The sequence below is a fragment of the Oceanobacter sp. 1_MG-2023 genome (genome assembly GCF_030689025.1).
Lineage (GTDB): Bacteria > Pseudomonadota > Gammaproteobacteria > Pseudomonadales > Oceanobacteraceae > Oceanobacter.
Window position 1 is genome coordinate 188,220 of the sequence record NZ_JAUYWA010000002.1, and the last position, 26,340, is coordinate 214,559.

Genomic DNA, 26,340 nt, shown 5'->3' on the forward strand with positions numbered 1-26,340 from the left:
CCGGTTCGTGCTCAACACGACGTCCGTATGTATTACGTACAAGTGCAAGTTGCTTATGATCAGTACTGGCACAGACCGCAGCGAATAAACGGTGATGACAGCAGGAATGTTTCGCTGCATGTGTCGCAAACCGATATAATGCCCGGTTCTTTTTGCTCCACCCTGTTGAGGTCTCCATGTCTGAAGCTGTTTCCTGTCTACGCTTGAACCCACAAGCGGAACGCCGTCTTAAATCCGGTCATTTGTGGGTTTACAGTAACGAGGTGGACACCAAAAAAACGCCGATTCAAGGTCTGGAGTCCGGTAGCCAGGTGGTGATCGAAATGGCCAACGGCAAGGCGCTGGGCAGTGCGGTGGTCAGCCCGGATCAATTGATTTGTGCGCGTCTGATCAGCCGTGACAGCAAGCAGTTTCTCGACAGCTCGCTGATTGTACATCGCCTCAAGGTTGCCCTGAGTAGCCGTGAACTTTGGTATCCTGATGGCTGCTACCGCTGGGTGTATGGCGACAGTGACGGCCTGCCGGGGCTGGTTGTTGACCGTTTTGGTGATGTCGCAGTAGTGCAAATTTCCAGTGTCCTGATGGAAACCCTGCGGCAGGAAATCGTGGATGCCATCGTCAAGGTGATCAAGCCGGACGCCGTGGTACTGAAAAATACCGGCAAGCTGCGGGCCGTTGAAGGTTTGCCAGAATACGTCGACGTTGTGTACGGCGAGCTGGAAGACAACTGCGCCCCCATGATTGAAAACGGTACCCGCTTTATGGTGCCTGTGATCGATGGCCAAAAAACCGGCTGGTTCTACGATCACCGTGAAAACCGGGCGGTGCTGAACCGGTTGGTGACGGGCAAACGGGTACTGGATGTTTTCAGTTATATCGGCGGCTGGGGCGTGCAGGCGGCCCGCCATGGTGCTGCAGAAGTTCACTGTGTGGATTCCTCTGCCAAGGCTCTGGATTGGGTTGCCCAGAATGCGGAGCTGAACGGCGTGGCAGAACGGATGACCTGCTGGGAAGGCGATGCCTTTGAAGCACTGCGGCAGCTGAAAGACAGTGGCGAGCGTTTTGATGTGGTGGTGGTTGATCCGCCAGCGCTGATTCCGCGCCGCAAAGACATCAAGGCTGGTGAGCAGGCTTATCATCGCCTCAATCAGCTGGCGATGCGTCTGCTGAATCGTGATGGCCTGCTGGTGGCTGGTTCTTGCTCCATGCATCTGGGCGAAACCCGCTTGCCGAGCATTATCCGGACACTGGGTCGGGAGCTGGATCGTGATGTGCTGATTCAACACGTCGGTAGCCAGGGTGCAGACCATCCAGTGGTTCCGGCCATTCCGGAAACCCGTTACCTCAAAGCCGTGTTCGCTCGCGTATTACCTACCCGCTAACCACGGTTGCAGAAGTTCGGCCCAGCCCTGTCCGTGGCCGTTATGTCTTGGGCAAGGTCAGGCGCAACAGGCTGGCGGTTTGTTGCAACAGACTATCCAGCTGCTTGATGTGATCAACCTGCGAGGTGGCTGCCGGTATCTCTGCCGCTGCTTCTGCCGGGGTTGCTGAGGTATCGGCTGGTTCGGCCCTGGCCGTTTCACTAACAGGCGTCAGAGCCTGGGTCAGCGCCGCCTGCCATTGCGCCAATAATTCTGGATGCTTGTCGCCTAGCAGCGATATTAAAGCCCCTTCCTGGGATTCGTTACCGAGTAACCAGAGCTGCATTCCTTGCAACAGAGCCTGAATATCCTGCTGGCTGGTATCGCTGAATTCACTGCTGTTACCCGGCAGACGTTTTGCCAATAATTCCGTTCGGATCAGCCAGGCACAGGCACTCATGCCGGCTTGCAGGGCTGCCGACGGGGTACTGCTGGTTACCAGCTGGGCATAGTAGCCGTCAACTTGCTGCCAGCGGCTTTGTAACAGGTGTTGGTGATCCAGTAATTGCGCCGTCACCAGTTGCAGGTATTGGCGGCGGCGTTTCTGGTTGGTGACGGCATCAGGAGCCGGTTCGCTGGAGCTACTGCTACTGTTATTGGCTGGCAGCACATAGTCAGAGGCGTCGCGTTGCCCGTCACTGCCCCACAGCAAGAATTCAATCGCATGAAACCCCAGGCTGACCGAGGCCGGGTCAGAAAACCCATGCTGCTGCCTGAGTGCTTCCGGGGTCAACGGCAAGGCCAGATCGTTCACAATGCCGGTAAAGGGGTAGCCCGGCAGATAGTCGAGGTAGCCGCCTTCAATCGGCCAGCTGTCAATCTGATTGACTATCTGGTGGAAATTAACGCCCTGTCGCTGCCATTCAACCGGGTCCGATATCGGCAGAAAACCATACAGGCGAGTACGTAAAAACGCGCTGTAGCTGTCGCGCCAGGCGCTACGGGCAGCGGCCAGCGTGGCGCTATCGGGTTGACCGATCAGGGCCGAGACAGCGCCTTGCAGCGCTTCGCTACTGGCGTAGGCCTGCAGGTAGCTATCGAAGGCCGAATGAGTCAAATGGTCATTGATCGTTGCCGGGAAAGATCCTCCCGGACTGGTGCTCAGCTCAGCCGCCGTCGGGAGAGGTTGCGCTGGTGGTTGCGATTGTTCACAGCCCACCATGCCGAGTGCCAGGGCACTGCTCAGTCCGATCATGAGTCGTTTCATTGGTGCCTGCCTCCTGATGGTCTATGGTTACTGGCGCCAGCGCCAGGATCAATCGTCACGCAGTGAGATGATTGGCCAGCCATATTGGCGAGCCTCGGCTTCCAGAGTGCTGTCCGGGTTGACCGCCACGGGATGATCGACCAGTCGTAACAGTGGCAGATCGTTGCGGGAGTCGCTGTAGAACCAGGCACCGTCCATGGACTGCTGATGCTCTTCCAGCCAGGCGTTGAGCCGGGTTACCTTGCCATCCTGAAAGCTGGGTACGCCAACAATTTCGCCAGTGTATTGGCCGTCGATGACTTCCGGGTGTGGTGCAATAATGTCGGCAATACCCAGACGCTCGGCAATCGGATAGGTAATGAAACCGTTGGTGGCGGTAATGATCAGTAAATGATCCCCCTGGTCCCGATGCTTCTGGATCAGGTCACGGCTTTTTTGGCTGATCAGTGGTTCAATACGTTCAGCCAGAAAACGCTCGCGTTCGGCCAGCATATGTTGCAGTGGATAATCGAGTAACGGCTGTAAGGCAAAACGCAGGTAAGCGTGAATGTCCAGCGTGCCGGCTTTGTATTGTTCATAGAAGTGGTCGTTGCGATGCTGATGCACCGCCGGGTCGACGAGTTCCCGGTCGGCCAGATACTGGCCCCATGCGTGGTCACTGTCATCGGATAACAGGGTGTGGTCGAGGTCAAAAATTGCCAGAGCCAAACGATTCTCCCGAACGGATTGCCGAAAATTGCACAAAGAGCCATATTCTATGATGAATGGGCAGCCCGGGTCACACGTTAAAAACAGGCACGGACTGACACTCATTGGCATAAACGTCCTGTTCCGCCGCTTGTCAGATCCTGTGGTTCGGGTGAAGATAAAGAATAACAATCAATACCTGCGAGTCGATGCATGTTGCTTGACCTTTGCGTTGAAATGGGCAAGTTTTGCAACTCTGTAATAATTCTCGGATGGCATTGTGATTGATGATCAGGGTTACCGCCCGAATGTCGGTATCATTCTGTGTAATGACCAGGGCCAGGTGCTCTGGGCCAGACGCATAGGACAGGATGCCTGGCAGTTTCCTCAGGGTGGGATCAAACAGGGGGAGTCCCCGGAAAATGCGCTTTATCGGGAGTTGACCGAAGAAGTTGGCCTGACAGCGAACGATGTCCAGATTCTGGGCTGTACTCGTGGCTGGCTGCGTTATCGCCTGCCAAAACGTATGATCCGTCAGGGGCGTCAACCGGTGTGCGTTGGCCAAAAGCAAAAGTGGTATCTGTTAAAGTTGACCACCGAAGAAGCACGAATCGATGTGGCTGCATCACCCAAGCCGGAGTTTGATGGCTGGGACTGGGTTAGTTACTGGTTTCCGTTGGGTGAAGTAGTCGCTTTCAAGCGCGATGTCTATCGTCGCGCAATGACTGAGCTGGCGCCGAAAATCGCTCGCTTGCAACGTAAAAGCACCAGTTGAGGTCTTATGCTCGACATACTTCGCCGAATTGTCCAGGAGGTCAGCAGCGCCAGCGATCTTAAGGATGCATTAAAAGTGGTGGTCGTGCGTATCCGCGAGGCTATGCACACCGAGGTATGTTCTGTGTACCTGTTTGATGCAGACAGCAAGCGTTATGTACTGATGGCGACCGAAGGCCTGAAGCAAGAAGCCGTTGGTCGGGTCAGCCTGTCATCATCCCAGGGTCTGGTTGGCCTGGTCGGTGCCCGCGCCGAACCGATCAACATCGACAATGCTCCGTCACACCCCAAATTCCATTTCCTGTCCGAGACCGGAGAAGATCCGTTTCTGTCGTTCCTTGGCGTACCGATTATTCACAACAAGCGCCTGATGGGGGTGCTGGTTGTACAGCAGCGTGACAGCCGGCAATTTGATGAAAGTGAAGAAGCCTTTCTGGGCACCATGTCGGCCCAGTTGGCCGGAGTGATTGCCCACGCTGAAGCGACCGGAAATATTCTGGAGCTGTCACCTGCCAGCACCGAACGCAAAAGTACCCGTTTTAACGGTGCACCGGGGGCGGCGGGTGTCGGCCTTGGCACCGGTTACGTGATTACCCCGGCGGCAGACCTGATTGTGGTGGTCGACCAAACGGTCGAAGACATTGAGCAGGAACTGGAGAATTTTGACAAGGCGCTGATTGCTGCCCGCAGTGAAATCCGTCATCTGGGTGCCCAGCTCAGCCATGATCTGCGCCCGGAAGAAATGGCGCTGTTTGATGTTTATATCAATATGCTCGACGACAATGCCCTGGGGGCAGAAGTCACCAGCCGCATTCGTGAAGGCCAGTGGGCACAAGGGGCCTTGCGCCAGGTCGTGATGCAGTATGTGGGTCATTTCCAACTGATGGAAGACGTTTACCTGCGTGAGCGGGCGACGGACATTCTGGATCTGGGTACCCGTATTCTGGCCCACCTGCAGGGCACGGCGGATAAAGCGCCGGAGGAAAAAATATTTCCGGACGACTGCATTCTGGTCAGTGAAGAACTGACCCCTGCCATGCTGGGCGAAGTACCGACCAGCAAGTTACGCGGACTGGTATCGGTAAAAGGCTCCTCCAACTCCCACGTGGCGATTCTGGCCCGGGCGATGGGGATTCCAACCGTAATGGGGGTGGTGGATTTACCCTACGCCCAGTTGCACGGCAAGGATCTGGTGGTGGATGGATATCGTGGCGTCTTGGTGTCCAACCCGAATGAGGATATCCGCGCGGAGTATCAGGAAATCTACGAAGAAGAGCTGGCCCTGCAGGAAGACCTGGAAGTACTGCGGGATGAACCGGCCGAAACCCTGGACGGTCATCGTATTCCCTTATGGGTCAATACTGGCCTGCTGACGGATGCCTTGCGCAGTCTCGATCGGGGTGCCGAAGGCGTGGGTTTATACCGCACCGAAGTGCCCTTTATGATGCGGGATCGTTTCCCCAGTGAAAGTGAGCAGCAAAAAATCTATCGCCAGCAGCTGGAGATGTTTGCTCCGGCACCGGTGACCATGAGGACGCTGGATATCGGTGGCGACAAGTCGCTGACTTATTTCCCCATCAACGAAGCCAATCCTTTTCTGGGCTGGCGTGGTATCCGGGTAACGCTGGATCATCCCGAGATTTTTCTGGTGCAAGTGCGGGCCATGCTGAAAGCCAGCGAAGGCCTGAACAACCTGCGTATCATGCTGCCGATGATCAGCAGCGTCCATGAAGTCGACGAAGCGCTGCACCTGATTTACCGTGCCCATGCCGAAGTGATCGAAGAAGGCTGTGATATCGACATGCCCAAAGTCGGGGTCATGATCGAGGTACCTTCCGCCGTGTTCCAGATCCGTGATCTGGGCTTACGAGTTGATTTCCTGTCGGTCGGCAGTAACGACCTGACCCAGTATCTGCTGGCGGTGGATCGTAACAACCCGCGGGTGGCTGACCTCTATCAGGCGTTTCATCCGGCGGTCTTGTCGGCCCTTAAAATCATTGCCGAGACCGCTCGTGAAGTGGGCAAGCCGGTCAGTGTCTGTGGTGAGCTGGCGGGTAATCCACTTGGCAGTGTGCTGCTGATGGCCATGGGTTACGAGATGCTGTCGATGAACGCTACCAACCTGCCAAAAGTAAAATCGGTTATCCGTGGTGTCAGTCTGGAGTGGGCAGAACGCTTGCTCGATCAGGTAATGCAGATCGAAAGTGCCCATGTGATTGCCGCCATGGTACAGCTGGCACTGGAGAAAGAAGGCTTTGGCCGGATTATCGGCCCGGCTTCCGGTCGCGGTTAACCAGGGTTGGATCGACTCATTGCCCCGGCTGCTCTGATTGCGCGGGGCGCTTGCTGACTGTTTTATATCAAGGGTAGCTGAAACCGGCACCGGGCGCCTGCAGCGCCATTCTCTTGCCAGCGCTGTTCTTCAATGCTGAGCCGTTGCCCCCGGCCCAGCAGGCTGCTGCTACTGCGGGTGCCATAACGGGCAGAGATAATAAACTGCGCCGATAACAAACGCTCTGTTTCCAGCGCAACGCCGGTGTCGGGCAGCCTGTCGTCCGGCCAGGGCTGACGGCGATTCAATAAGCGGGTTAATTCAGACTGATCCTGCTGCCAGGTGGGCCGGTGCTGCTGGCGTCGTTGGGCTTGCAGCAGTTGCTCTTTCGCCAGCTGTGCTTTGGGCCAGTCACTGTCGAGCCAGGCATTACTGAGCGCATGTATGCCGGGAGAGACCGCCACCGCCGCGGGTTCCGGTGTATTGGTGATGTACCAAAGCTGATGCGCTGTACCACACAGCAAATTAAAGCGGCCATAACGGCCTGCCTCCGGCAACAAGGCATCGGCAAAGCCCGCAGGTGTTTGTGTGCTGCGCAGATAACGGGTCACCAGTTCACCACGAGAGCGCACATGCTCTGGCGGCTCAGGTAAACGAATATTGGTGACTGCCGCAAAACGCAGGTCATTGGTTACTCCCAGCCAGCTGCCGCCTTGCTGCAAATCCTGCCCGGCAACCAGGTCGGGAGACTCGGGCCAGCGGTGTAACGGCGCGGTGGGGCGTTGATGAAATTCGTCACGATTGGCAGTCAGCGTCAGCCAATCGGTCGCATCTGGCTGCCAGTCAAATACAATCAGGCACATGGTAAAAGTCTCGGATACCGGTGTCTTCAAGGTTACCCTGATGCCTGTGGCTTGGCGACCTGGGCGGTTGCCGAGTGTTGCTGGCTGGTACGCACCCTGCCGCTGCGCTCGCGATTCAGGCCATGCCGGGTATAATGCGCGCCTTTTCTTCTCTTCTGCACGGGAGGTGGTCTGTGACCACTCTGTTGATGTATCTCGCGGTAGGTGCCTTTGCCGGAACGCTGGCCGGGTTGTTTGGCATTGGTGGCGGCATGATCATTGTACCGGCCGTGCTGTTTGCCTTGGCGGCAGAAGGCGTTGGCGTGGATGTGATGACCCATATGGCCGTCGCCACGTCGCTGGCAACCATTGTTTTCACCTCACTCAGTTCAATCCGCGCCCACCACCTGAAAGGTGCCATCAATTGGCAAATGGTGTCGCTGATGACGATGGGCATTATCGTTGGCACCAGCCTGGGCGTGGTACTGATTGCCGAAGTCCCCGGGCCGCTGCTGCTGAAAATCATCGGCGTGTTTGCTGCCTTGCTGGGTATCCAGATGTTTTTTGGGCTGCAACCCCGTCCGGGTAAAAGCGCCCCGGGGCACAAGGAGCTGGGATTGGCCGGAGCCGTTATCGGTTTTGGCTCTTCCTGGTTTGGTATTGGCGGCGGCACGTTTTCCGTGCCATACCTGAGCTGGCGTCAGATCGAAATGCGTCAGGCAGTGGCAACCTCCGCCGCGTGTGGTTTGCCGATTGCCTTGACCGGCGCATTAACCAATATCTGGTCCGGCTGGGGCAACCCGGCCTTGCCCGCCTGGAGCACCGGCTTTGTTTATTGGCCTGCGGTGGCCGGTATTGTCATCACCAGCGTGCCCTTTGCCCGCCTGGGTGCCCATTTGGCGCATCGACTGGATCAGCGCAAGTTGAAAAAGGCATTTGCGGTCTTGCTGATCGGCGTATCCATCAAATTCCTGACGCTGTCATGATGGTGTCGAACGCCGGCGTTAGGCTCTTGTCACAGCCTGTCTTGTCCTCGCGTCTGGTCGGGGTAACACTTATTGTAAGGACGTCACCATGATGACTTATCCCGAGATCGACCCGATTGCCCTGGCGATCGGGCCATTAAAAATTCACTGGTATGGCCTGATGTACCTGCTGGCCTTTGGTGCCGCTTACAGCCTGGCAATCTGGCGTGCCCGTCGTCCCCAGTCTGGCTGGAACGATCAGCAGGTGTCTGATCTGGTGTTTTTTGGGGCCATGGGCGTTATTCTCGGCGGCCGCTTTGGCTACGTTTTGTTCTATAACTTCGATCAGTTTCTGGAAGATCCGCTGTGGCTGTTCCGGGTCTGGGAAGGCGGCATGTCCTTTCATGGTGGCTTGCTCGGAGTGCTGGTTGCGCTGGGCTGGTTCAGCTTCAAGTACAAAAAGAACTACTTTGATGTCGGTGACTTTGTAGCACCACTGGTTCCGATCGGTTTGATGTTCGGACGTATTGGTAACTTTATTGGTGGCGAACTCTGGGGCCGCGTTGCTGACCCTGCGGTAGTGCACTGGGCCATGGTATTCCCCCGCGCCGATAACCTGCCTCGTCATCCGTCACAGCTGTATCAGGCCGGGCTGGAAGGCTTTTTGCTGTTTATTCTGTTGTTGTGGTATTCCAACCGCCCGCGTCCGCGCATGGCGGTAGGGGCTGCGTTCCTGTTTGGTTATGGGGTATTCCGCAGCATCGCCGAGTTTTACCGCGAGCCGGATGCCCATATCGGCTTCGACCTGTTTGGCTGGATGAGCCGCGGACAATTACTCAGCATGCCGATGATTCTGGCTGGGCTGGTTCTGTTGCTGGTGGCTTATCGGCGTAATCGTTTTGCGCCGGTCAGTTGAGCGTTTGTTTGATAATAAAAGGTAATGTATGAAAGCGTATCTGCAACTGATGAAACACGTACGTGAACAGGGTGTGTTCAAGCAAGACCGTACCGGCACCGGCACCTACAGCTGTTTTGGTTATCAGATGCGATTTGATCTCCAGGATGGTTTCCCGCTGGTGACCACCAAAAAACTGCATCTGCGCTCGATCATTCATGAGCTGTTATGGTTTCTCAGTGGCGACACCAACATCCGTTACTTGCAAGACAACAAGGTAACCATCTGGGATGAATGGGCCGATGCCGAAGGCAACCTCGGGCCGGTTTACGGTGCCCAGTGGCGCTCCTGGCCCACCGCCACTGGTGAGCATATCGACCAGCTCAGCCAGCTGGTTGAACAGATTCGCAATAACCCGGATTCCCGTCGGCTGATTGTCAGTGCCTGGAACGTAGGGGAAATTCACAACATGGCCTTGCCGCCGTGTCATGCGTTTTTCCAGTTCTACGTTGCCGAAGGCAAGCTCTCCTGCCAGCTCTACCAGCGCAGCGCAGACATCTTCCTGGGCGTCCCCTTCAACATTGCCAGTTATGCCCTGTTGGTGCATATGGTGGCGCAGCAGTGCGATCTGGCAGTGGGCGACTTCGTCTGGACCGGTGGCGACGTACACCTCTACGCCAACCACCTGGAACAAACCGATGAGCAATTGTCACGAGAGCCAAAAGTGCTGCCGCGCCTGAATATCAAACGCAAACCGGCATCCTTGTTTGACTACTGCTTTGAAGATTTTGAAATCGAAGGCTATCAGCACCACCCGCATATCAAGGCACCGGTAGCGATTTAAAGGGTCCGTAATTCAAGGTGCAGCTGAAATAGGCGGGCAGGCAGAGACAGGCTCAAGATGGGATTACCGGACGCTTACCCCCGAGATAATGGCGTCCAGGTTATAGTGTTTGGTTTTGTAGGTCTGACCATGTGCGGCCACATGTTCCAAAATGGAACACGTGCTCTTTTCATCCAGTTCGCCTGCTTTAAAAATATTGCTTAAATGCTTGGTAATAGCGGACCGCTTAGTATCAAAAAGCTCCGCCATTTGCGCTTGTGTTAGCCACAGCGTTTCCTGTTCCAGTTTGATCTCAATCTGCACTTGGCCATCATGTGACGGCAAGGATACGGATGGAATTTATCAGACACGGAGAGCTGGCCCCTGCATGGAATTGATCAGGTGCGGAGTCGGGCGGACACCAGTGGCGTCCATCCGGCACGTTTGGGGGCTGGTTCTGCTGCAATACGGGCGTTATCATCGGTCGTTTGGTGTCATTTGCTGGTAACAGCGGTGATGTTCTCCCGGTTTGACGCGGTTCTTGCCCATGAAGCTGTCTCTGATTGTTGCTCTGTCACGTAACCATACGATTGGTCTCGATAATCAATTGCCCTGGCATTTGCCGGGTGATTTGAAGTATTTCCGCGACAGTACCATGGGCAAGCCGGTGGTGATGGGGCGTAAAACCCATGAAAGTATTGGCCGGGCCTTGCCTGGTCGCGCCAATATTGTGATCAGTCGTCAGCCGGATTATCAGGCGGATGGTGTGGCGGTGGTCGACAGTCTGGAGTGTGCCATCGAGCTGGCGGCGCGGTTGGCGTTACAGACCGATGCCGATGAGGCCATGATCATGGGGGGCGCGGAAATCTATCGTCAGGTGTTGCCGCTGGTTGAGCGTATGTATCTGACGGAAGTGGATGCCGATATCGAGGGCGATGCGTTTTTCCCGGATTTTGACCGTTCCGAGTGGCGTGAGTTGAGCAGCGAAGCCCACGGCCCCAGTGATACCAATCCCTATCCTTATCGCTTTGTGGTGTACGACCGTATCGTGTGCGGCGAGTAGTTTTGCTGGCAGCCGGGCCGCCAATCGGCAACGGTTGCGACGCACTATAACGGCTCAGGCTGTCTGGCTTGAGTCCGACCTCTAATCCTCTCATCATAGCGGCTCATCGTATTGAGCAGGATTCTGGCTGTGTCCCATTTGCCGTTAAAGGTGTTCGCTGGCGCGGAGGCGTTACAGCATATTCGTGAGCATGGTTTGCACGCGGATGATATTGAGGTGGTGCTGGGAGCTTCCGGTGGGCCGAAGTGGCTGGTATTGGCGGCCATGGATCGTTATTTGCTCCGGGAGTGGTTTGCCCAGCGCAGCCAGCCATTGCATTTGTTGGGAACGTCGGCCGGTGCCTGGCGGCTCAGTTGTTTTGCCCAGCAGGATGCCCTGGCGGCGCATCAGCGTTTTCTTGAAGCGTATGTCAGTCAGCGTTATTCAGCCAAGCCAACGCCGCAGGAAGTGGCAACCGAGTGTCGTCATATTCTTGATCTCACCCTGGGTGAGCAGGGGTTGGCGGAGATTCTGGCCCATCCTTTTATGCGTTATCACACTCTGGTGACGCGCTGTCGTGGCTTGACCGCCAGTGATACCCACTGGCTACAAACGGCGGGCTGGCTCGGGGCGATTGGGGCCAACCTGTTGTCTCGCAAGGGGATGCGCCCCTGGGTTGACCGAGTGCTGTTCCATCATCCCGACAAGCCACCCATCGACCATTTTCCTCATTTGCCCGCACAACATGTCACATTAACTGCCGATAATCTGCGCCCGGCTATTTTGGCGACGGGGGCGATTCCGTTGGTGATCGACGGGGTGCGTGATATTGCCGGAGCGCCAAAAGGCACGTACCGGGATGGCGGTATTACCGACTACCAGTTTGATTTGCCGGTGTTGCCGAACAAAGGGTTTGTGCTGTATCCCCATTATTTTGCCCAGGCTCCCAAGGGTGGCTGGTTCGACAAGAAGTTACGCTGGCGTACCGCATCACGGGAGTATTACCGTCGCACCATCATTATTGCGCCGTCGTGGGAGTTTGCGGCGACTTTGCCGGGTGGCCGCATCCCGGATCTGGATGATTTTTACGATTTTGATTACTCACAGCGGCGGCTGCGCTGGGAGCAGGTACTGGCGGCTTGCGAAGGGCTGGCGGATGCGCTGGATCATATTCACAGTCAGCAGCGCTGGGCGGAGATTGCCGAGCCTTTACCCTGGTAGATCGCCCGGCTCGGGCCGGGTGTGTACGAGGGGTTTTTGAATCAATACAGGGCGACGGTATATGGCACGAGTGATTGAAGTATTCCGGGTTTTTTTATGGCTGGGGTTAACGTCTTTTGGTGGCCCGGTTGCCCATTTGGGGTATTTCCGTAGCGAGCTGGTAGAAAAACGTGGCTGGTTGAGCGATGCCGCGTATGCCGATCTGGTGGCCCTGTGTCAGTTTTTGCCTGGCCCGGCCAGCTCTCAGGTTGGTTTTGGGCTGGGGTTGATGCGGGCTGGCTGGGGCGGAGCCTTGGCGGCCTGGCTGGCGTTTACGTTGCCGTCAGCACTGGCGCTGGTGGTGTTGGCCACCATGGCGACTACGGTGGCAGCGTTGGCGCCGCTGTTACAGGGGCTGAAAATTGTGGCGGTGGCCATTGTTGCTCACGCGGTGCTGGGCATGGCGCGTACCTTGTGCCCCGACCGGGCCAGGGCATCGATGGCGTTGCTGGCGGCGGCCCTGGTACTGTTACTGGGTGGTTTGAGTGGTCAGTTATGGGCGATCGCAGTGGGCATGCTGGGCGGCATGATCTGCTGTCGTCATTTGGCTGGGGCTGTGCCGGAGGTTCCCTTGTTTGGTGTGTCCCGTCGTGCTGGTCTGGTGGCTCTGGGGCTGTTTGTGGTGTTGCTGGGGGGATTACCCTGGCTGGCGCAGGCAACGGCGGAGCCGGGCTGGCAGCTGTTCGACAGCTTTTATCGGGCCGGGGCACTGGTGTTTGGTGGCGGTCATGTGGTGTTGCCACTGCTGGAGGCAGAAACCGTGCAGGCCGGGCGTGTTGGGGCTGAGGCTTTTCTGGCCGGTTACGGCGCAACTCAGGCGGTGCCAGGGCCGTTGTTTACTTTCAGTGGATTTCTGGGGGCCGAGTGGGCGCAAGGTCTGGGGGCTTCCGGGCTGATGACCTGGAGTCTGGCCGGGCTGGCGCTGGTGGCGGTGTTTCTGCCCGGTTTTTTGTTGCTGGTGGCGGTCTTGCCGTTCTGGCAGCTGGCGGGGCAATGGGCCGGATTACGGGCGCTGATGGCGGGAGCCAATGCGGCGGTGGTCGGGATTCTGGCGGCGGCCTTGTATCAACCGGTGTTTACCAGTGCCATTCATTCATCGGCGGAAATGGCTTTGGCGTTGCTGTGTTTTGTTTTGCTGACCAGCTGGAAAGCACCGTCCTGGCTGGTGGTGATCGTAGGGGCGTTGGGTGGTTGGGTGCTGGGTTTTTGATAACCGAACAAGAGGCCGGGTAATCCCGGCCTCGGTTGGACTGTTTGTCGTTTGTGATGCTATGTGAGTGGGAAGACGTCAGGACTCTGTTGCGGTGGCCGGAGTTATCTCGGCGACTGGCGCTGCCGTGGTTGCCGGTTCTGGCTCTGCCAACCCTCCCCCTAACACCCGATACAGCGTGATGCGGTTGGACAGCTCTTCCAGCTGCGAGCTGATCAGTTCCTGCTGGGCTGAGTAGTAGGTGCGTTCACTGAGCAGGGTGTCCTGAAAACTGTCAACACCGGCCTGGTAACGCTTCATGGCCAGTTCATAGCTGCGTCCGGCGGCATCGACATAGGCGCTTTCTGCATCCAACTGATCCTGAATGGTGGCACGGCGGGCAAGGGCGTTAGCAACTTCCGCAAAGGCGCTCTGAATGGTGTATTCGTAGTCGGCCAGATACTTCTGTTGCTCGGCCTTGGCGGCTTCCAGATCGGCTTCCTTGCTGCCCCAGTCGAAGATATTCATGCTCAGGCTGGGGGCCAGCGTCCAGATCGTGGAAGCACCTCCGCTGAACAGGCTCGATAACGCCGCGCTGGCGACACCACCGGTTGCGGTCAGGCTCAAGGATGGAAAATACGCCGCCCGGGCTGCGCCAATGTTGGCGTTGGCGGATTTCAGCGTGTGTTCGGCCGCCAGCACATCCGGTCTTTGCAAGAGTACCGCCGACGACAGCCCGACGGGAATGTCGGTCACCAGCTGTTGCGTGGTGGGCAAGCTGGTGGGCAGCAGGGCATCATCCAGGTCGGAGCCGACCAGCAGTTGCAGGGCGTTTTGGTCTTGTGCGACCTGGTTGCGATAGCTGGCGATATCGGCTCGGGCGCTGTGGTAGGTGGTTTCTGCCGAGACCAGATCAATCCGTGAGTCGACTCCCAGCTCCAGCCGTTTGGCGGTAATTTCCATGGCTTTCTGGGCACTGTCGGCAGTCTGCCGGGCCAGTGCCAGCCGGTTCTGATCCGAGGCCAGCGTCAGCCAGGCGTTGGCGGTTTCCGCTATCAGGCTGATATGGGCGGCGCGGGCGGTTTCGGCACTGGCGTAATAGCTTTCCCGCTCGGCGTCGGTAAGGCTGCTGTTTTTGCCAAACAGATCGATCTCGTAGGCGCTTAAACCGCCGGTGGCTTGCCAGTCACTGCTGACGCTGCCGTCGGTGTTGACGCGGGATCCTTCGATGCTGGCGTCGAGTGCCGGGTATTGGTCGGCACTTTGGCCGCGATAAGTGGCCCGGGCAGCGGCGACATCGGCGATGGTGGCCCGCAGGTCACGGTTATTGGCCAGTGCCTGTTCGATCACCTGTTCGAGGCGTTGGTCCTGGATAAAATCCTGCCACGGCAGCTGCTGGGCGGCATTGAGGTTATTCTGGCTCTGGCTGTCAGCATCCGGCAGCTGTGCCGGGATAGGGGCATCCGGGCGCTGGTAGTCCGGGGCCATGCTGGCACAGCCGGACATCAGTACAACGGCGGTGATGGACCACAACAGCGGGCGACAGCAGTGAATGATCGGCTTCATACGGAGGCTCCTGTGTGGTTTGGTGACGGTTTTTTATCCAGGCTGGTGGTGGTCATGGCGGCGTCATCGTCATCATCATCGTAACGTTTGCGGCTCGGAAACAGGCCGCGCACCAGCACAAAGAACAGCGGTACAAAAAACAACGCCAGTACGGTGGCACTGAAAGTACCCCCAACAATGCCGGTACCGATGGAGTTACGACTGTTGCCACCGGCACCGCTGGACAAGGCCAGTGGCAAGGTGCCGAAGATAAACGCCAGCGAGGTCATCAGAATGGGGCGCAAGCGCAGGAATGCCCCTTCGACGGCAGACTCAACCAGACCCTTGCCTTTCATATAGGCGTCTTCGGCAAACTCGACGATCAGAATGGCGTTTTTGGATGCCAGACCAATGGTTGTCAGCAAGGCGACCTGAAAATAAATGTCGTTTTCCAGGCCCCGGAATGTTGCCGCCAGCACCGAACCGAGAACCCCCAATGGCACAACCATAATCACGGCGATGGGGACCGACCAGCTTTCATACAAGGCGGCCAGCGCCAGAAAGACCACCAGAATCGAGATGGCATACAGCATGGTGGACTGGCCACTGGACAGCCGTTCCTGATAGGACAAGCCGCTCCAGGAGCCGTTGGCACCGCCACCGAGGGCGCTGGTCAGGGCTTCCATTTCGTCCATGGCATCACCGGAGCTGGCACCGCTGGCGGCGGCCCCTTCGATTTCGTAGGAGGCAAAGCCGTTATAGCGGCTCAATGTCTGCGGCCCGGATGACCAGTAGCTGCTGGTAAAGGCAGAAAATGGCGTCATTTCGTTGTCGCTGCCACGGACAAACCAGTATTGCAGGTCATCGGGTTTGGCGCGGTATTCACTGTCTCCCTGGACGTAGACTTTTTTCACCCGGCCGTTATCAATAAAGTCGTTGACGTAGGAACCGGCCCAGGCCGTCGACAGGGTGGAAGAAACGTCCGACAGCGAGACCCCCAGGGATACCGCTTTGGCCTGGTCAATCTCGAGTTGCAGTTGCGGCGTATCGCTCAGGGCGCTCAGCCGTATCCCGGTAATCTGGTCGCTGGCGCTGGCGGCTTGTATCAGCTGGTCCTTGAGCGTGATCAGCTCTTCTCGGCTGGTACCGGGAGCGGCGAGTAGTTCGTAGGTAAAGCCGTTGCTCTGCCCCAGGCCTCGAATGGATGGAGGGGACAAGATAAAGAAGTTGGCGTCACGAATGGTCGACAGGCTCGCTCGGGCACGTTGGATAATGGCGTTGGCGGAGGTGTCTGCGCTGGTGCGTTCGTCCCAGTGTTTCAACGCCACAAAGGCCATGCCGGTATTCTGCCCGGAGCCGGCGAAGCTGAAGCCGGAAATGGCGAAGATGTGTTTGACGTTGTCGGCTTCATTGTCGAGGAAATAATCCTCGATCTCGCGGGCGACTGCGGCCGTGCGCGGCAAGGATGCGCCGGTGGGCAGGTTGAACATCACCATGATTTCGGCCTGGTCTTCCGATGGCAAAAAGCCGGTTGGCAAGCGCATCAGCGAGAAGGCCAGCACCGCAATAATGGCACAGTAGCCCAGCATCCAGCGCAGGGGCCGGCGTATAACACCGGCAACGTTGCCCCGGTAGCGTTGGTTCATGGCGTCGAACTTGCGATTGAACCAGCCAAAAAAACCGCGCTGGCTGGCGCCGTGGTCGGTGGGTTTCAGCAAGGTGGCGCACAGGGTTGGCGTCAGTGTCAGTGCCACAATCACCGACAGGATCATCGAGGAGACAATGGTGACGGAGAACTGCCGGTAAATCACTCCGGTGGAGCCGCCAAAAAATGCCATGGGCAGGAAGACCGCCGACAACACCACGGCAATACCGATCAGGGCGGTGCTGATTTCTTTCATGGATTCGATGGTCGCCTGGCGCGGCGACAGGCCTTTTTCGGCCATCAGGCGTTCGACGTTTTCGACCACGACAATGGCATCGTCCACCAGCAAGCCAATCGATAACACCAGTGCCAGCATGGTCAGGGTATTGATTGAATAACCAAACACGGCCATCACACCAAAAGTACCCAGCAAGACGACGGGCACGGCTACCGCAGGAATCAGGGTGGCGCGCCAGCTGCCCAAAAACAGATAGATAACGGCGATAACCAGAATAATGGCTTCGAACAGGGTGTGTTCAACTTCGGCGATGGAAACCGTGATGAAGTCGGTTGAGTCTTTCGGGTAGGCGATATCCCAGCCGGTTGGGAAGTTGGTTGCCAGCTTCGCCAGGGCTTCCTTGACGGCGACGGCGGTATCGAGTGCGTTGGCACCGGGGGATAACAGTACCGCCATGCCGGATGATGGGTGACGGTCCAGGCGGCCTTCGTAGCTGTAGCTTTCACTGCCGCGTTCTACCCTGGCGACATCGCCAAGCGTGACCAAGGCACCTGAGCTATCACTTTTGATAATGATATTGCGGAACTGCTCGGCGGTCTGCAGCATCGATTGGGCGGTGACGGTGGCGTTTAATTCCTGCCCGGCCGGTGCGGGTTGGGCACCGATATTACCGGCGGCAATCTGTACATTCTGGGCACTGATGGCACTGGTAACATCAGAGGTCATCAACTCATAGTTGGCCAGTTTGATCGGGTCGAGCCAGATCCGCATGGCGTATTGGGCACCAAATACCCGGGTGCTGCCGACCCCTTCGATACGGGCAATGGAATCCTGCATGTTCGAGGCTATGTAGTCGGAAATATCGTAGCCCGAGACGCTGTCGGTGGTGTCGTATACCGAGGCAATCAGCAAAAAGGAAGACTGTGAGGATTTTACCGTAACGCCATTGTCTTGCACCGCATCCGGCAAGCTGCTGGTGATCTGGGATACCTTGTTTTGTACCTGAACCTGGGCCATGTCCGGGTCGGTCCCCTGCTCAAAGGTCACGTCGATACTGGCATCACCATCGGAGGAGCTGGAGGAGCTGAAATACAGCAAGCCATCCAGCCCGGTCAGTTGCTGTTCGATAATCTGGGTCACGCTGTTTTCGACGGTTTCGGCCGATGCGCCAGTATAGGTGGCATCGATTTTAACGGTCGGTGGCGACACGCTGGGGTATTGGGCTACGGGTAACGACAAGATCGATTGCAGCCCGAATAGCATGATGATGATGGAAATCACCCAGGCAAATACCGGGCGATTGATAAAAAACTTGGCGATCATGGCAGGAAAGACTCCGGGTTATTCGCTGGCAAGCTGCGGTGTGTGGTCATCGGGGTTGGTATCGGTACGGCTCAATTTGATCGAGCCGTCGTCGTTGACCTGCGCCTTGACGGCAATGACGTCATTACCTGCCTGTATCTTGCTGGTTCCTTCCACTATCAGTTTGTCACCGGGCTCCACACCTGCAGATACCAGCCACTGATTGCCGATGGCGCGTTCTGTTGTGACGATGCGTTTTTCAACCTGATTGTTGTCATTGAGCAGCAAGGCCACGGCATGACCCTGGCTGTCGTGGGATATCCCTTGTTGTGGCAGCAGGATGGCGTTGTGGTTAACGGCATCTTCGACCACGGCGCGGACAAACATGCCGGGCAACAGGAGACCATCCGGGTTGGCAAATTCGGCCCGCAGGGTGACTGAGCCGGTATCTTCGTTCACCGCGACTTCACGGACTTTCAGGGTGCCTTGGTGCTCATAGCGAGAGCCGTCTTCCAGAATCAGGCTGACTCTGGTACTGCCGGTTTTGATGCCGGACTGTTGCAGCAGTTTACGCAGCAGCAACTGATCCTTGGACGACTGGGTCATATCCACATACATCGGGTCGAGGGTATTGATGCTGGCCAGCGCGGTACTTTGTGAGGCATCCACCAGCGCTCCGGGGGTCACACTGGACAAGCCGATACGGCCACTGATCGGGGCGGTGATTCTGGTATAGCCGAGGTTGATGTTGGCGGTGACCAGCGCGGCCCTGGCGCTGGCGAGGGCGGCTTCGGCTTCCAGCCAGGTGGTATGGGCATCGTCAGCATCCTGTTGGGAGATGCCCTGAATGGTGACCAGACCAGCGTAGCGCTTGTCGGTCAAACGGGCTGATTCCAATGCCGCTTTGGCACTTTTGAGATTGGCTTTGGCCTGTTGCAGCGCCGCCTGGTAACTGGCTGGATCTATCTGGTAGAGCACATCTCCGGCATTCACCTGTGAGCCTTCTTCAAACAGGCGTTGCTGGATAATGCCGCCTACCTGGGGGCGGATATCCGAACTTTGCGATGCCACTGTGCGGCCTTTTAATTCACTGGTGAGGCTGACGGTCTGTGGCTGCACTTCAATATAGCTGACTTCCGGGGTCGGTGGCGCCGGTGGTGCCTCGCTGGAGTCGGACAAACAACCAGACAGCAGAGCGATCAAGGTCAGGCTTGTGAATAAATGGATGAAGGATTTCATCGCGGAGAGTCCTCTGGTGAAACATGAATGATTAGCTTCCCGGATTGTTCAGAAACCAGGCGCAAAACCCGGTTTGTTGCGCGACCGTAGTGCCAGGAAAACATCAGGTTGGGAGATGCCGCCATTGTCGCCGGGAGGAAGTTAAGAGCGGGTTAACAACACGTAACAAAGCCGTATAAAAAGCAGCAGAAAGAGGCAATCAATGTGAATTTGATGCGAATGGTGTGGGCGCGGGTTGAGTATGAGCGGGGAGCAGGCCGAATAAGTGGATGGTTGACAGTTAAACCATTAATGATTGCCGGGAATCAGATTGCCCAGCAGCAGGTGGCAGCCGCCTTTGTCGCGAAAGAAAGGCCGACCGGCACGCCACAAGTTGAAGCCCAATGCTGCCGACCAGTGCTTGGCTTGTCGTTGTGCCTGCTTGGCATCCGGTATCGGCGTGGGAGTGAGTGGCGGTTTTTGCGCCCACAGAATCCAGTTGCCATCCTTGGTGGTAGCGTGCTGGGTAATGGGAAAACGTTGTTTGAGTTTCCACAACCAGAGTGCCTGGTCGCGGTGTTCGCGCCACAGGTTGAGTACCAGCCAGCCACCGGGAGACAGGTGCTGATGGCAGTGGTCGAGAAAGCTTTCTTGCAACTGTTGCTGATCCAGACCGTCGGCCAGAAACAGGTCGCTGAGTAACCAGTCTGCGGCGTTGGGGGGCGCCTCGGCCAGCCAGGCTCCGGCATCGGCAATCTGGACGTTCAGATGGCTGTCACGGGGCAGGGCAAAATATTGCCGCGCCACCTGTAATACCGCTGCTCGCAGTTCCACTACATTAATCTGGGACTCGGGCAGCAGGCTATGAATCGTATTGGCCAGCAGCCCTCCTCCCAGACCCAACAAACAGATGCGTTGTGGTGCTTGCTCGGCAAACAATAACAGCGAGGCCAGCATGGCGCGGCTGTATTCGTGCTGCAGCTGTCTGGGCTGGTGCTTGAGCAGGCAGCTCTGTTCATCGGCAGTACCAAAACTGAGGTAGCGTTTGTTGCCGTCATCGAACACCTGTATGACGCCATGGTCGTCGTAGCGGCGGTGTATTTCATTGGCGGCAATAAACCACTCACTCATTGTCTTGATGCCTGTGCTCAGAGGGTTTTCAGGAAGACCTTGGAGTTACGCTGGAAGTTATAAAGCTTCTGGCGTTCTTCGGGCAGGTCGGAGACCTGGCCAGGCACAAACCCCTGTTCAATAAACCAGTGGGCAGTCCGGGTGGTCAGTACAAACAGTTGCTGGAACTGGCGCTTGCGGGCTTCCTGTTCAATTTGATCCAGCAGCAGCTGGCCGCGGTGGCCGCCACGATAGTCGGGGTGAACCGCCACACAGCCGAGCTCGGCGCGGTCGTCAGAGTAGGGGTAAAGCGCGGCGCAGGCGGTGATCATGCCGTCCCGTTCGATAACATAAAAACGGTTCAGCTCGGTTTCCAGCAACTCCCGTGAGCGGCGTACCAGAATGCCGGCGTCTTCCAGCGGTTTCAGCAAGGAGAGGATGCCGCCAACGTCATCGATTCTGGCCGGCCGCAGCTGGTCGTACGGGTCCTGGCTGATCATGGTGCCCTTGCCCTCGCGGGTGAACAGCTCCTGCAGCAGGGCGCCATCGTGCTGAAAACTGATCAGATGCGCCCGTGGCACTCCCTGGCTGACGGCTTTGAGGGCCGCTTCTGCGTGATGGCGGGCTTCGCCGTGAAAGTGGGTCAGGCGTTCTTCGAGGCTGCGACAGGTCAGTTGCTGCAAGGTCTCGCCGTTGTCTTCGAGCAAGCCGTCATCCTGTCCCATCAGAATCAGTTTGTCGGCGCGCAGGCTGATGGCCGCCTGACGGGCAACATCTTCGACGGCCAGGTTGAACACTTCGCCAGAGGGCGAGTAACCAAGGCAGGACAACAACACAATATTGCCCGCCGCGAGCAGGTCGGTAATGGCGCTATGGTCGATCCGGCGTACTTCGCCGGTGTGCTGGAAATCAATGCCATCAATCACGCCCATTGGGCGGGCGGTGACAAAATTGCCGCTGACTACTCGCATGCGGGCACCGTGCATGGGGGAATTGGGCAAGCCGACGGACATGCGGGATTCAATGTCTGCCTTGACGTAACCAACCGCGGCTTTGACCGCGGTTAACGCCTGGCGGTCGGTGATGCGGAAGTCTTTGTAAAAAGTACTTTGTACGCCCAGACGTTCCAGTGCGGTATCGATCTGCGGTCGTGCGCCATGGACCAGTACCAGGCGTACGCCCAGGCTGGTCAGCAGGGCGATATCCTGGACAATATGGGTAAAGTTGGCGTCGGCGATGGCGTCGCCTTCGAACATCAGCACAAAGGTTTTGCCCCGGTGCGCATTGATGTAGGGGGAAGACTGACGAAACCAGTGCACATAAGCGGTGGTATCAGGGGTCACTGCAGTGTCTCATTCATGCAAGTAGAAGGTAGTCGGACGATTTAACCATGCTCATCCGCTGGGCACTACTGCCGGCAGCGGAAATGCCTGTCAGGCCAATCGTGTCGGGCTGATATTCAGGGTGCCGGTCAGCTCTGGGGAGTGAGGCAAAATTGCTGGATCAGGGACTGCAGCAGTTTGACGCCCGGTGCGATCTGGTCGATGGCGAGGAATTCATCCACCTGATGGGCCTGATCAATACTGCCCGGCCCCATTACAATGGTTTCAAACCCAAGCGCTTGCAGGAAGGGCGCTTCGGTGGCGAAAGCGACGGCTTCGCTTGGGTGGCCGGTCAGTCGCTCGGCAGCCTGTACCAGAGCACTGCTGGCGGGGGTTTCAAACGGCTCGACACCGGGAAAGTGGCTTTCCAGCTCGAAGGTTACCTGATTCTGGGCGGCGATGGGGCTGAGTCGCTGGCGAATCTCGTTACGCAAATCATCATTGCTCATGCCCGGCAAGGCGCGCAGATCAAAGGCCAGCTCGCAGCTGCCACAGATGCGGTTGGGGTTGTCGCCACCGTGGATACAACCGAGATTCAGCGTTGGTACCGTGACGGCAAAATGGGCATTGTTATATTGCGTCGCCAGCTCGCGGCGCAGGGTTCTGAGTTCGCCGATGACATCATGCATGGCATCGATGCTGTTGACGCCCAGCTCCGGGTTGGATGAATGCCCGGCGCGGCCGGTGAGGCGCACGCTTTCCATAATAATGCCCTTGTGCATGCGGATAGGACGCAGGCTGGTGGGTTCACCAATCACGGCATAACGGCCCTTGAGGCGACCCTGGTGAGCGAGATCGCGAGCGCCGGTCATGGCGCTTTCTTCATCGGCGGTGGCCAGAACAATCAGTGGCTGCTGGAAGTCGCTGGCCTGAAACACCTGTACGGCTTCCAGTATCAGTGCAAAAAAGCCTTTCATATCACAGCTGCCGAGACCGTACAGGCGGCCGTCACGTTCGGTGAGGGTGAAAGGATCGGACTGCCACAGCTGCGGGTTGCAGGGCACGGTGTCGGTGTGACCACTGAGCACCAGACCGCCATCGCCACTGCCCAGTGTTGCGATCAGGTTCGCTTTGTCGGGGTGATTCGTGACGGGCAGGATCTCGCAGGCAAACCCCAGCGCCTCAAGCCAATGGGCAAGGCAGTGAATCACCGCCAGGTTGCTCTGGTCGTACTGGGGTAACACCGAGCTGATGCTGTTATGGCTGATCAAGGTGCTCAGGCTTTCGATGAGCGTAGGGACTTTCCGGGCAGAAACAGACATAAAGCAATGACCTTGTGCTTGCGCAACCTGACGAGCGTCATGACAATAGCGCCATGACCTATGAAATTGAGCTTAAACTGCGTTTTGCCCCGGAGCACGCCATTGCCTTGCAGCAGGCGCTGGATGTGCGGGCAACGCGTGGCGGACATTCTACGCTGAACAACACCTACTTTGACACTGAGCAAGGGGACTTGTCGCGCCAGGCGTGTGCCCTGCGTATTCGTCAAAACGGTGAGTCATCGTTTGAGCAAACCCTGAAAACCCAGGGTAGCAATCAAGGGGGGCTGAGTGTTCGTCATGAATGGAACTGGCCTCTCGATCATCACCAGCTGGATACCACCTTGCTGGCCAGCGATGTGGTACGGGCGCACTGGCCTGACGGCGTGTGTGCTGACTCACTGCTGCCCTTGTTCAGCACCAACTTTGCGCGCCAGCGCTGGGTCTGGCAGCGGGGGCCAAGCCAGGTCGAGGTGGTACTGGATCGTGGCCTGATCCAGGGCGGAGGTACGGAGGTGCCCCTGTGTGAACTGGAGCTGGAGCTGCTGCAAGGGGACCCCGCCGATATCTGGTGGATGGCCGAGACACTGGGTGCCGAGGTGCCGCTGTGGATGAGCGACATCAGTAAAGCCGAGCGCGGTTACCGCCTCCTGGGCATGGGTCGGGACTGGCGTCAGAGGGGTAATCTGTTTGCCTGTGATGCCGATCCGGCCCTCTTGCCAACGCAACTGAATGAAAGCCTTGAGTGGATCAAACGGGCGCTGGAAGCATTACTTTGGGAGCCTCCGCGTAGCGCCGATCTGGCGATCGATTTTGCCGCACAGCTGTTAGCTTTTTTTGAGCTGGCACGGCAGGAACCGGCGCTGCAGCAATATTTGCCCGCCGGGACTCTGGTAGACTCGGCACTGGCGTTGACTTATGCCTGTCTGGTGCAGACCGGATGTGATGAGCAATCATCATGCTTTGGGCAAGCCGAGGCTGAGATTAACCAATGGCGTGAACAGCCTTCGCTGGCGGGTGCCTTGTTGCAACTGGGCCACGGTTTATGGCAATGGCAGCCCAGTGGTGTTTCGTCGCCGGAGGCCGTCTCGTCACTGTCCCGGTATCTGTTGTCGCGGTCCGTCAATGCCCCATTACGAGGGGCCGACTGGTCGCCATCGCAGCTGGTGGCGCTGATGTTACTGGCAAGGGATAACGGGTCGCTCACATCGGCGAACCGGGAGGAAATTGCTCGTCTGGCCCATGAGTTGCTGGGTCTGCAGTTGCACCAGGTAGCGTTGGGTTCTGACAGCCGGGCCATGGCAGTGCAGCAGCATTCCCGGCGGTTGTCTGGATTAGTGGCGCAGTGGATGCACTGACGCCCGTCGTCGCCTTGTTTCTATCGTATTCTTTTTCTTCTCTGGAGTTTTTCCATGCAGTCTAGTGCTGATCGTCAACTGAGTCTTACTGGTCTGCTGGAGGATATGCGCAGAGACAGGTTGCTCAGTTCCAGCGATTACGAACAGGCTCTGGGTATACGTCGCCAGGCGGGAGAGGCGAGTTTGCATCCGCTGACCTTGCTGGCGCGGCAGAACTTTCAGGATGCTCGCCCCCATGGCAAAACCCTGACGGAAGATGTGCTCTGCGAGTGGTTGGCGCAGCGGGTAAATATGACCACCTGCCAGATTGATCCGCTGGAAATTGATGTGCCTTCTGTGACGGAGGTGATGTCGTACGCGTTTGCGGAGCGTCATTGTATTCTGGCGGTGCGGGTAAGCGCCGAGGAAGTGGTGGTGGCGACGGCAGAGCCGGATGTCACCAGCTGGGTGGTCGATCTCGAACATGTATCCCGGCGGCGGATTCAGCGTGTATTGGCGTCGCCGTCGGCCATTGAGCGTTACCGGGTAGAGTTTTACCAGCTGGCCAACTCGGTCAGCCGGGCGCGTGGCGATCATTCCAGCAGTGGTGCGGTACAGAATCTGGAAACCATGCTGGAACTGGGCAAGGCCAGAGCGCCGGATGCCAATGATGAGCACATCGTCAATATTGTTGACTGGCTGCTCCAGTATGCGTTTGACCAGCGCGCCAGTGATATTCATCTGGAGCCACGGCGGGAGGTGGCTCATGTGCGCTTCCGGATTGATGGCGTGTTGCACAATGTCTACGAGCTGCCTGCCCAGGTGGGTATGGCGGTGGTGGCACGGCTTAAATCCCTTGGCCGTATGAATATTGCGGAAAAACGCAAACCTCAAGACAGCCGTCTGAAGTCCAAGACTCCCTCTGGACAGGAAGTCGAGTTGCGGTTGTCGACCCTGCCCACGGCGTTTGGCGAAAAACTGGTGATGCGGATTTTTGACCCGCAGGTGTTGGTTCGCAGTTTTGTCGAGATGGGTTTTGGCAAGGAAGATCAGCGCCGCTGGCAGAAAATGGTCAGCAACAACCACGGAATCGTGTTTGTCACCGGGCCGACCGGGTCAGGTAAAACCACCACGCTGTACTCGACCCTGAAACAGCTGGCGACCGAGGACGTGAATGTCTGCAGTATCGAAGACCCGATCGAGATGGTCGAACCAGCCTTTAACCAGATGCAGGTACATCCGGGCATCGAGCTGACGTTCGCCAGCGGTGTGCGGGCGCTGCTGCGTCAGGACCCGGACATCATTATGGTCGGGGAGGTACGTGATCTGGAAACCGCAGAAATTGCCGTACAGGCGGCGCTTACCGGGCATTTGGTGTTATCGACCCTGCATACCAACGATGCACCTTCAGCGTTTACCCGATTGCAGGAACTGGGGCTGCCTGCCTACCTGATTCGTTCCAGTGTGCTGGGGGTGATGGCGCAGCGGTTGATCCGGTCGCTGTGTCCGCATTGCAAACAAAAACAGCCGACCGACGAAGCCGCATGGAAGCAGCTGACGGCTCCCTGGTTGGTCAAAACTCCCGAACAGGTGTACAGCGCTGTCGGGTGTCTTGAGTGTCGGGGTACCGGTTATATGGGGCGTCTGGGTATTTATGAAGTCATGCCCATGACCGAAACCCTGGAGCTTTTGATTAATGAACAGACGGATCAGCAAAAACTGCGTCAGGCGGCGATGAAAGAAGGCATGCACAGCTTGCGACTCAGTGGTGCCCACAAAGTGGCGGCTGGTTTGACAACAATGGAAGAAGTGATGCGTGTCGCACCGCTGGCACGACATTCAAGTTGATATTGTTGACGGACGCCCAGTAACACGAATCGTCATGGAGAGTCTGGGCTTCAAACGTTACAATGCGTCAAAGCTCACC

The 26,340-nt window shown here is 57.4% G+C and carries 21 protein-coding genes; 11 read left to right on the top strand and 10 right to left on the bottom strand.

The window, feature by feature from the left end; genetic code table 11:
- Positions 1–176: 176 nt before the first annotated feature.
- Positions 177–1,382, top strand: a complete 1,206-nt coding sequence (locus Q8W22_RS02230; RefSeq protein ID WP_303431173.1) for a class I SAM-dependent rRNA methyltransferase — start codon at positions 177–179, stop codon at positions 1,380–1,382.
- 40 nt (positions 1,383–1,422) lie between these two features.
- Here Q8W22_RS02230 and Q8W22_RS02235 read toward each other — a convergent pair whose 3' ends face one another.
- Positions 1,423–2,628: an imelysin family protein gene (locus Q8W22_RS02235; RefSeq protein WP_305451470.1), complete on the bottom strand. Its 1,206-nt coding sequence runs from the start codon at positions 2,626–2,628 to the stop codon at positions 1,423–1,425.
- Positions 2,629–2,676: 48 nt separating this feature from the next.
- A complete protein-coding gene (locus Q8W22_RS02240; protein ID WP_303431171.1) occupies positions 2,677–3,336 on the bottom strand; it encodes an HAD family phosphatase in 660 nt (219 codons plus the stop codon).
- Positions 3,337–3,595: 259 nt separating this feature from the next.
- Between Q8W22_RS02240 and rppH the strand changes: the two genes are divergently transcribed.
- Both rppH and ptsP read left to right on the top strand, forming a co-directional pair.
- Positions 3,596–4,090 carry an RNA pyrophosphohydrolase gene (rppH, locus tag Q8W22_RS02245; protein WP_303431170.1) on the top strand — a complete coding sequence of 165 codons (495 nt, stop codon included), beginning with the start codon at positions 3,596–3,598 and terminating at the stop codon, positions 4,088–4,090.
- Between the two features lie 6 nt (positions 4,091–4,096).
- Complete coding sequence (gene ptsP, locus Q8W22_RS02250; RefSeq protein WP_303431169.1) at positions 4,097–6,382, top strand: phosphoenolpyruvate--protein phosphotransferase; 2,286 nt, start codon at positions 4,097–4,099, stop codon at positions 6,380–6,382.
- Positions 6,383–6,444: 62 nt separating this feature from the next.
- On the opposite strand, the gene Q8W22_RS02255 is transcribed toward ptsP, so the two are convergent.
- Entirely contained in the window at positions 6,445–7,224 is a 780-nt protein-coding gene (locus tag Q8W22_RS02255) for an NRDE family protein (RefSeq protein ID WP_305451471.1), read from the bottom strand.
- A gap of 173 nt (positions 7,225–7,397) precedes the next feature.
- Between Q8W22_RS02255 and Q8W22_RS02260 the strand changes: the two genes are divergently transcribed.
- The 3 genes from Q8W22_RS02260 (at position 7,398) to thyA (ending at position 9,907) form a co-directional block, all read left to right on the top strand.
- Complete coding sequence (locus Q8W22_RS02260) at positions 7,398–8,189, top strand: sulfite exporter TauE/SafE family protein (protein ID WP_368501340.1); 792 nt, start codon at positions 7,398–7,400, stop codon at positions 8,187–8,189.
- Between the two features lie 88 nt (positions 8,190–8,277).
- Entirely contained in the window at positions 8,278–9,084 is an 807-nt protein-coding gene (lgt, locus tag Q8W22_RS02265) for a prolipoprotein diacylglyceryl transferase (protein ID WP_303431167.1), read from the top strand.
- A gap of 28 nt (positions 9,085–9,112) precedes the next feature.
- On the top strand, positions 9,113–9,907 hold the full coding sequence (thyA, locus tag Q8W22_RS02270) for a thymidylate synthase (protein WP_305451472.1): 795 nt from the start codon (positions 9,113–9,115) through the stop codon (positions 9,905–9,907).
- A 63-nt stretch (positions 9,908–9,970) separates the two neighbouring features.
- Here the strand turns inward: thyA and Q8W22_RS02275 are convergent, their stop codons facing one another.
- Positions 9,971–10,210: a hypothetical protein gene (locus Q8W22_RS02275; protein WP_305451473.1), complete on the bottom strand. Its 240-nt coding sequence runs from the start codon at positions 10,208–10,210 to the stop codon at positions 9,971–9,973.
- 223 nt (positions 10,211–10,433) lie between these two features.
- Here Q8W22_RS02275 and folA point away from each other — a divergent pair, with 223 nt between their 5' ends.
- From folA to chrA, 3 genes are all read left to right on the top strand, one after another.
- Positions 10,434–10,949, top strand: a complete 516-nt coding sequence (gene folA / locus Q8W22_RS02280; protein ID WP_305451474.1) for a type 3 dihydrofolate reductase — start codon at positions 10,434–10,436, stop codon at positions 10,947–10,949.
- Between the two features lie 129 nt (positions 10,950–11,078).
- Positions 11,079–12,149 (top strand): patatin-like phospholipase family protein, encoded by a 1,071-nt coding sequence (locus Q8W22_RS02285; protein ID WP_303431163.1) that lies wholly within the window; start codon positions 11,079–11,081, stop codon positions 12,147–12,149.
- 61 nt (positions 12,150–12,210) lie between these two features.
- Positions 12,211–13,398 carry a chromate efflux transporter gene (gene chrA, locus Q8W22_RS02290; protein ID WP_305451475.1) on the top strand — a complete coding sequence of 396 codons (1,188 nt, stop codon included), beginning with the start codon at positions 12,211–12,213 and terminating at the stop codon, positions 13,396–13,398.
- A 78-nt stretch (positions 13,399–13,476) separates the two neighbouring features.
- On the opposite strand, the gene Q8W22_RS02295 is transcribed toward chrA, so the two are convergent.
- From Q8W22_RS02295 to argE, 6 genes are all read right to left on the bottom strand, one after another.
- On the bottom strand, positions 13,477–14,943 hold the full coding sequence (locus tag Q8W22_RS02295; RefSeq protein WP_305451476.1) for an efflux transporter outer membrane subunit: 1,467 nt from the start codon (positions 14,941–14,943) through the stop codon (positions 13,477–13,479).
- The gene (locus tag Q8W22_RS02300) at positions 14,940–18,128 is read right to left on the bottom strand and encodes an efflux RND transporter permease subunit (RefSeq protein WP_305451477.1); all 3,189 of its coding nucleotides are present in this window, start codon (positions 18,126–18,128) and stop codon (positions 14,940–14,942) included. Before Q8W22_RS02300 ends, Q8W22_RS02295 begins: the two co-directional genes overlap by 4 nt.
- A gap of 18 nt (positions 18,129–18,146) precedes the next feature.
- The gene (locus tag Q8W22_RS02305; RefSeq protein WP_305451478.1) at positions 18,147–19,346 is read right to left on the bottom strand and encodes an efflux RND transporter periplasmic adaptor subunit; all 1,200 of its coding nucleotides are present in this window, start codon (positions 19,344–19,346) and stop codon (positions 18,147–18,149) included.
- Between the two features lie 288 nt (positions 19,347–19,634).
- The gene (locus tag Q8W22_RS02310; protein WP_303431157.1) at positions 19,635–20,456 is read right to left on the bottom strand and encodes a spermidine synthase; all 822 of its coding nucleotides are present in this window, start codon (positions 20,454–20,456) and stop codon (positions 19,635–19,637) included.
- Positions 20,457–20,473: 17 nt separating this feature from the next.
- Positions 20,474–21,778: an amino-acid N-acetyltransferase gene (gene argA / locus Q8W22_RS02315; RefSeq protein ID WP_303431156.1), complete on the bottom strand. Its 1,305-nt coding sequence runs from the start codon at positions 21,776–21,778 to the stop codon at positions 20,474–20,476.
- 128 nt (positions 21,779–21,906) lie between these two features.
- On the bottom strand, positions 21,907–23,079 hold the full coding sequence (gene argE, locus Q8W22_RS02320; RefSeq protein ID WP_305413539.1) for an acetylornithine deacetylase: 1,173 nt from the start codon (positions 23,077–23,079) through the stop codon (positions 21,907–21,909).
- Positions 23,080–23,093: 14 nt separating this feature from the next.
- On the opposite strand from argE, the gene Q8W22_RS02325 reads away from it, so the two are divergent.
- Both Q8W22_RS02325 and Q8W22_RS02330 read left to right on the top strand, forming a co-directional pair.
- A complete protein-coding gene (locus Q8W22_RS02325) occupies positions 23,094–24,434 on the top strand; it encodes an inorganic triphosphatase (RefSeq protein WP_305451479.1) in 1,341 nt (446 codons plus the stop codon).
- A gap of 54 nt (positions 24,435–24,488) precedes the next feature.
- Positions 24,489–26,261, top strand: a complete 1,773-nt coding sequence (locus tag Q8W22_RS02330; protein WP_305413535.1) for a GspE/PulE family protein — start codon at positions 24,489–24,491, stop codon at positions 26,259–26,261.
- Positions 26,262–26,340: the final 79 nt, after the last annotated feature.

Excerpts from the sequence above, each read along its gene's own strand:
- folA (WP_305451474.1), top strand. The coding sequence starts at position 10,434 with ATGAAGCTGTCTCTGATTGTTGCTCTGTCACGTAACCATACGATTGGT.
- Q8W22_RS02235 (WP_305451470.1), bottom strand. The coding sequence starts at position 2,628 with ATGAAACGACTCATGATCGGACTGAGCAGTGCCCTGGCACTCGGCATG.
- Q8W22_RS02300 (WP_305451477.1), bottom strand. The coding sequence starts at position 18,128 with ATGATCGCCAAGTTTTTTATCAATCGCCCGGTATTTGCCTGGGTGATT.
- thyA (WP_305451472.1), top strand. The coding sequence starts at position 9,113 with ATGAAAGCGTATCTGCAACTGATGAAACACGTACGTGAACAGGGTGTG.
- ptsP (WP_303431169.1), top strand. The coding sequence starts at position 4,097 with ATGCTCGACATACTTCGCCGAATTGTCCAGGAGGTCAGCAGCGCCAGC.
- Q8W22_RS02305 (WP_305451478.1), bottom strand. The coding sequence starts at position 19,346 with ATGAAATCCTTCATCCATTTATTCACAAGCCTGACCTTGATCGCTCTG.
- Q8W22_RS02295 (WP_305451476.1), bottom strand. The coding sequence starts at position 14,943 with ATGAAGCCGATCATTCACTGCTGTCGCCCGCTGTTGTGGTCCATCACC.
- Q8W22_RS02310 (WP_303431157.1), bottom strand. The coding sequence starts at position 20,456 with ATGAGTGAGTGGTTTATTGCCGCCAATGAAATACACCGCCGCTACGAC.
- Q8W22_RS02330 (WP_305413535.1), top strand. The coding sequence starts at position 24,489 with ATGCAGTCTAGTGCTGATCGTCAACTGAGTCTTACTGGTCTGCTGGAG.
- Q8W22_RS02230 (WP_303431173.1), top strand. The coding sequence starts at position 177 with ATGTCTGAAGCTGTTTCCTGTCTACGCTTGAACCCACAAGCGGAACGC.
- chrA (WP_305451475.1), top strand. The coding sequence starts at position 12,211 with ATGGCACGAGTGATTGAAGTATTCCGGGTTTTTTTATGGCTGGGGTTA.
- argE (WP_305413539.1), bottom strand. The coding sequence starts at position 23,079 with ATGTCTGTTTCTGCCCGGAAAGTCCCTACGCTCATCGAAAGCCTGAGC.
- lgt (WP_303431167.1), top strand. The coding sequence starts at position 8,278 with ATGATGACTTATCCCGAGATCGACCCGATTGCCCTGGCGATCGGGCCA.
- Q8W22_RS02255 (WP_305451471.1), bottom strand. The coding sequence starts at position 7,224 with ATGTGCCTGATTGTATTTGACTGGCAGCCAGATGCGACCGATTGGCTG.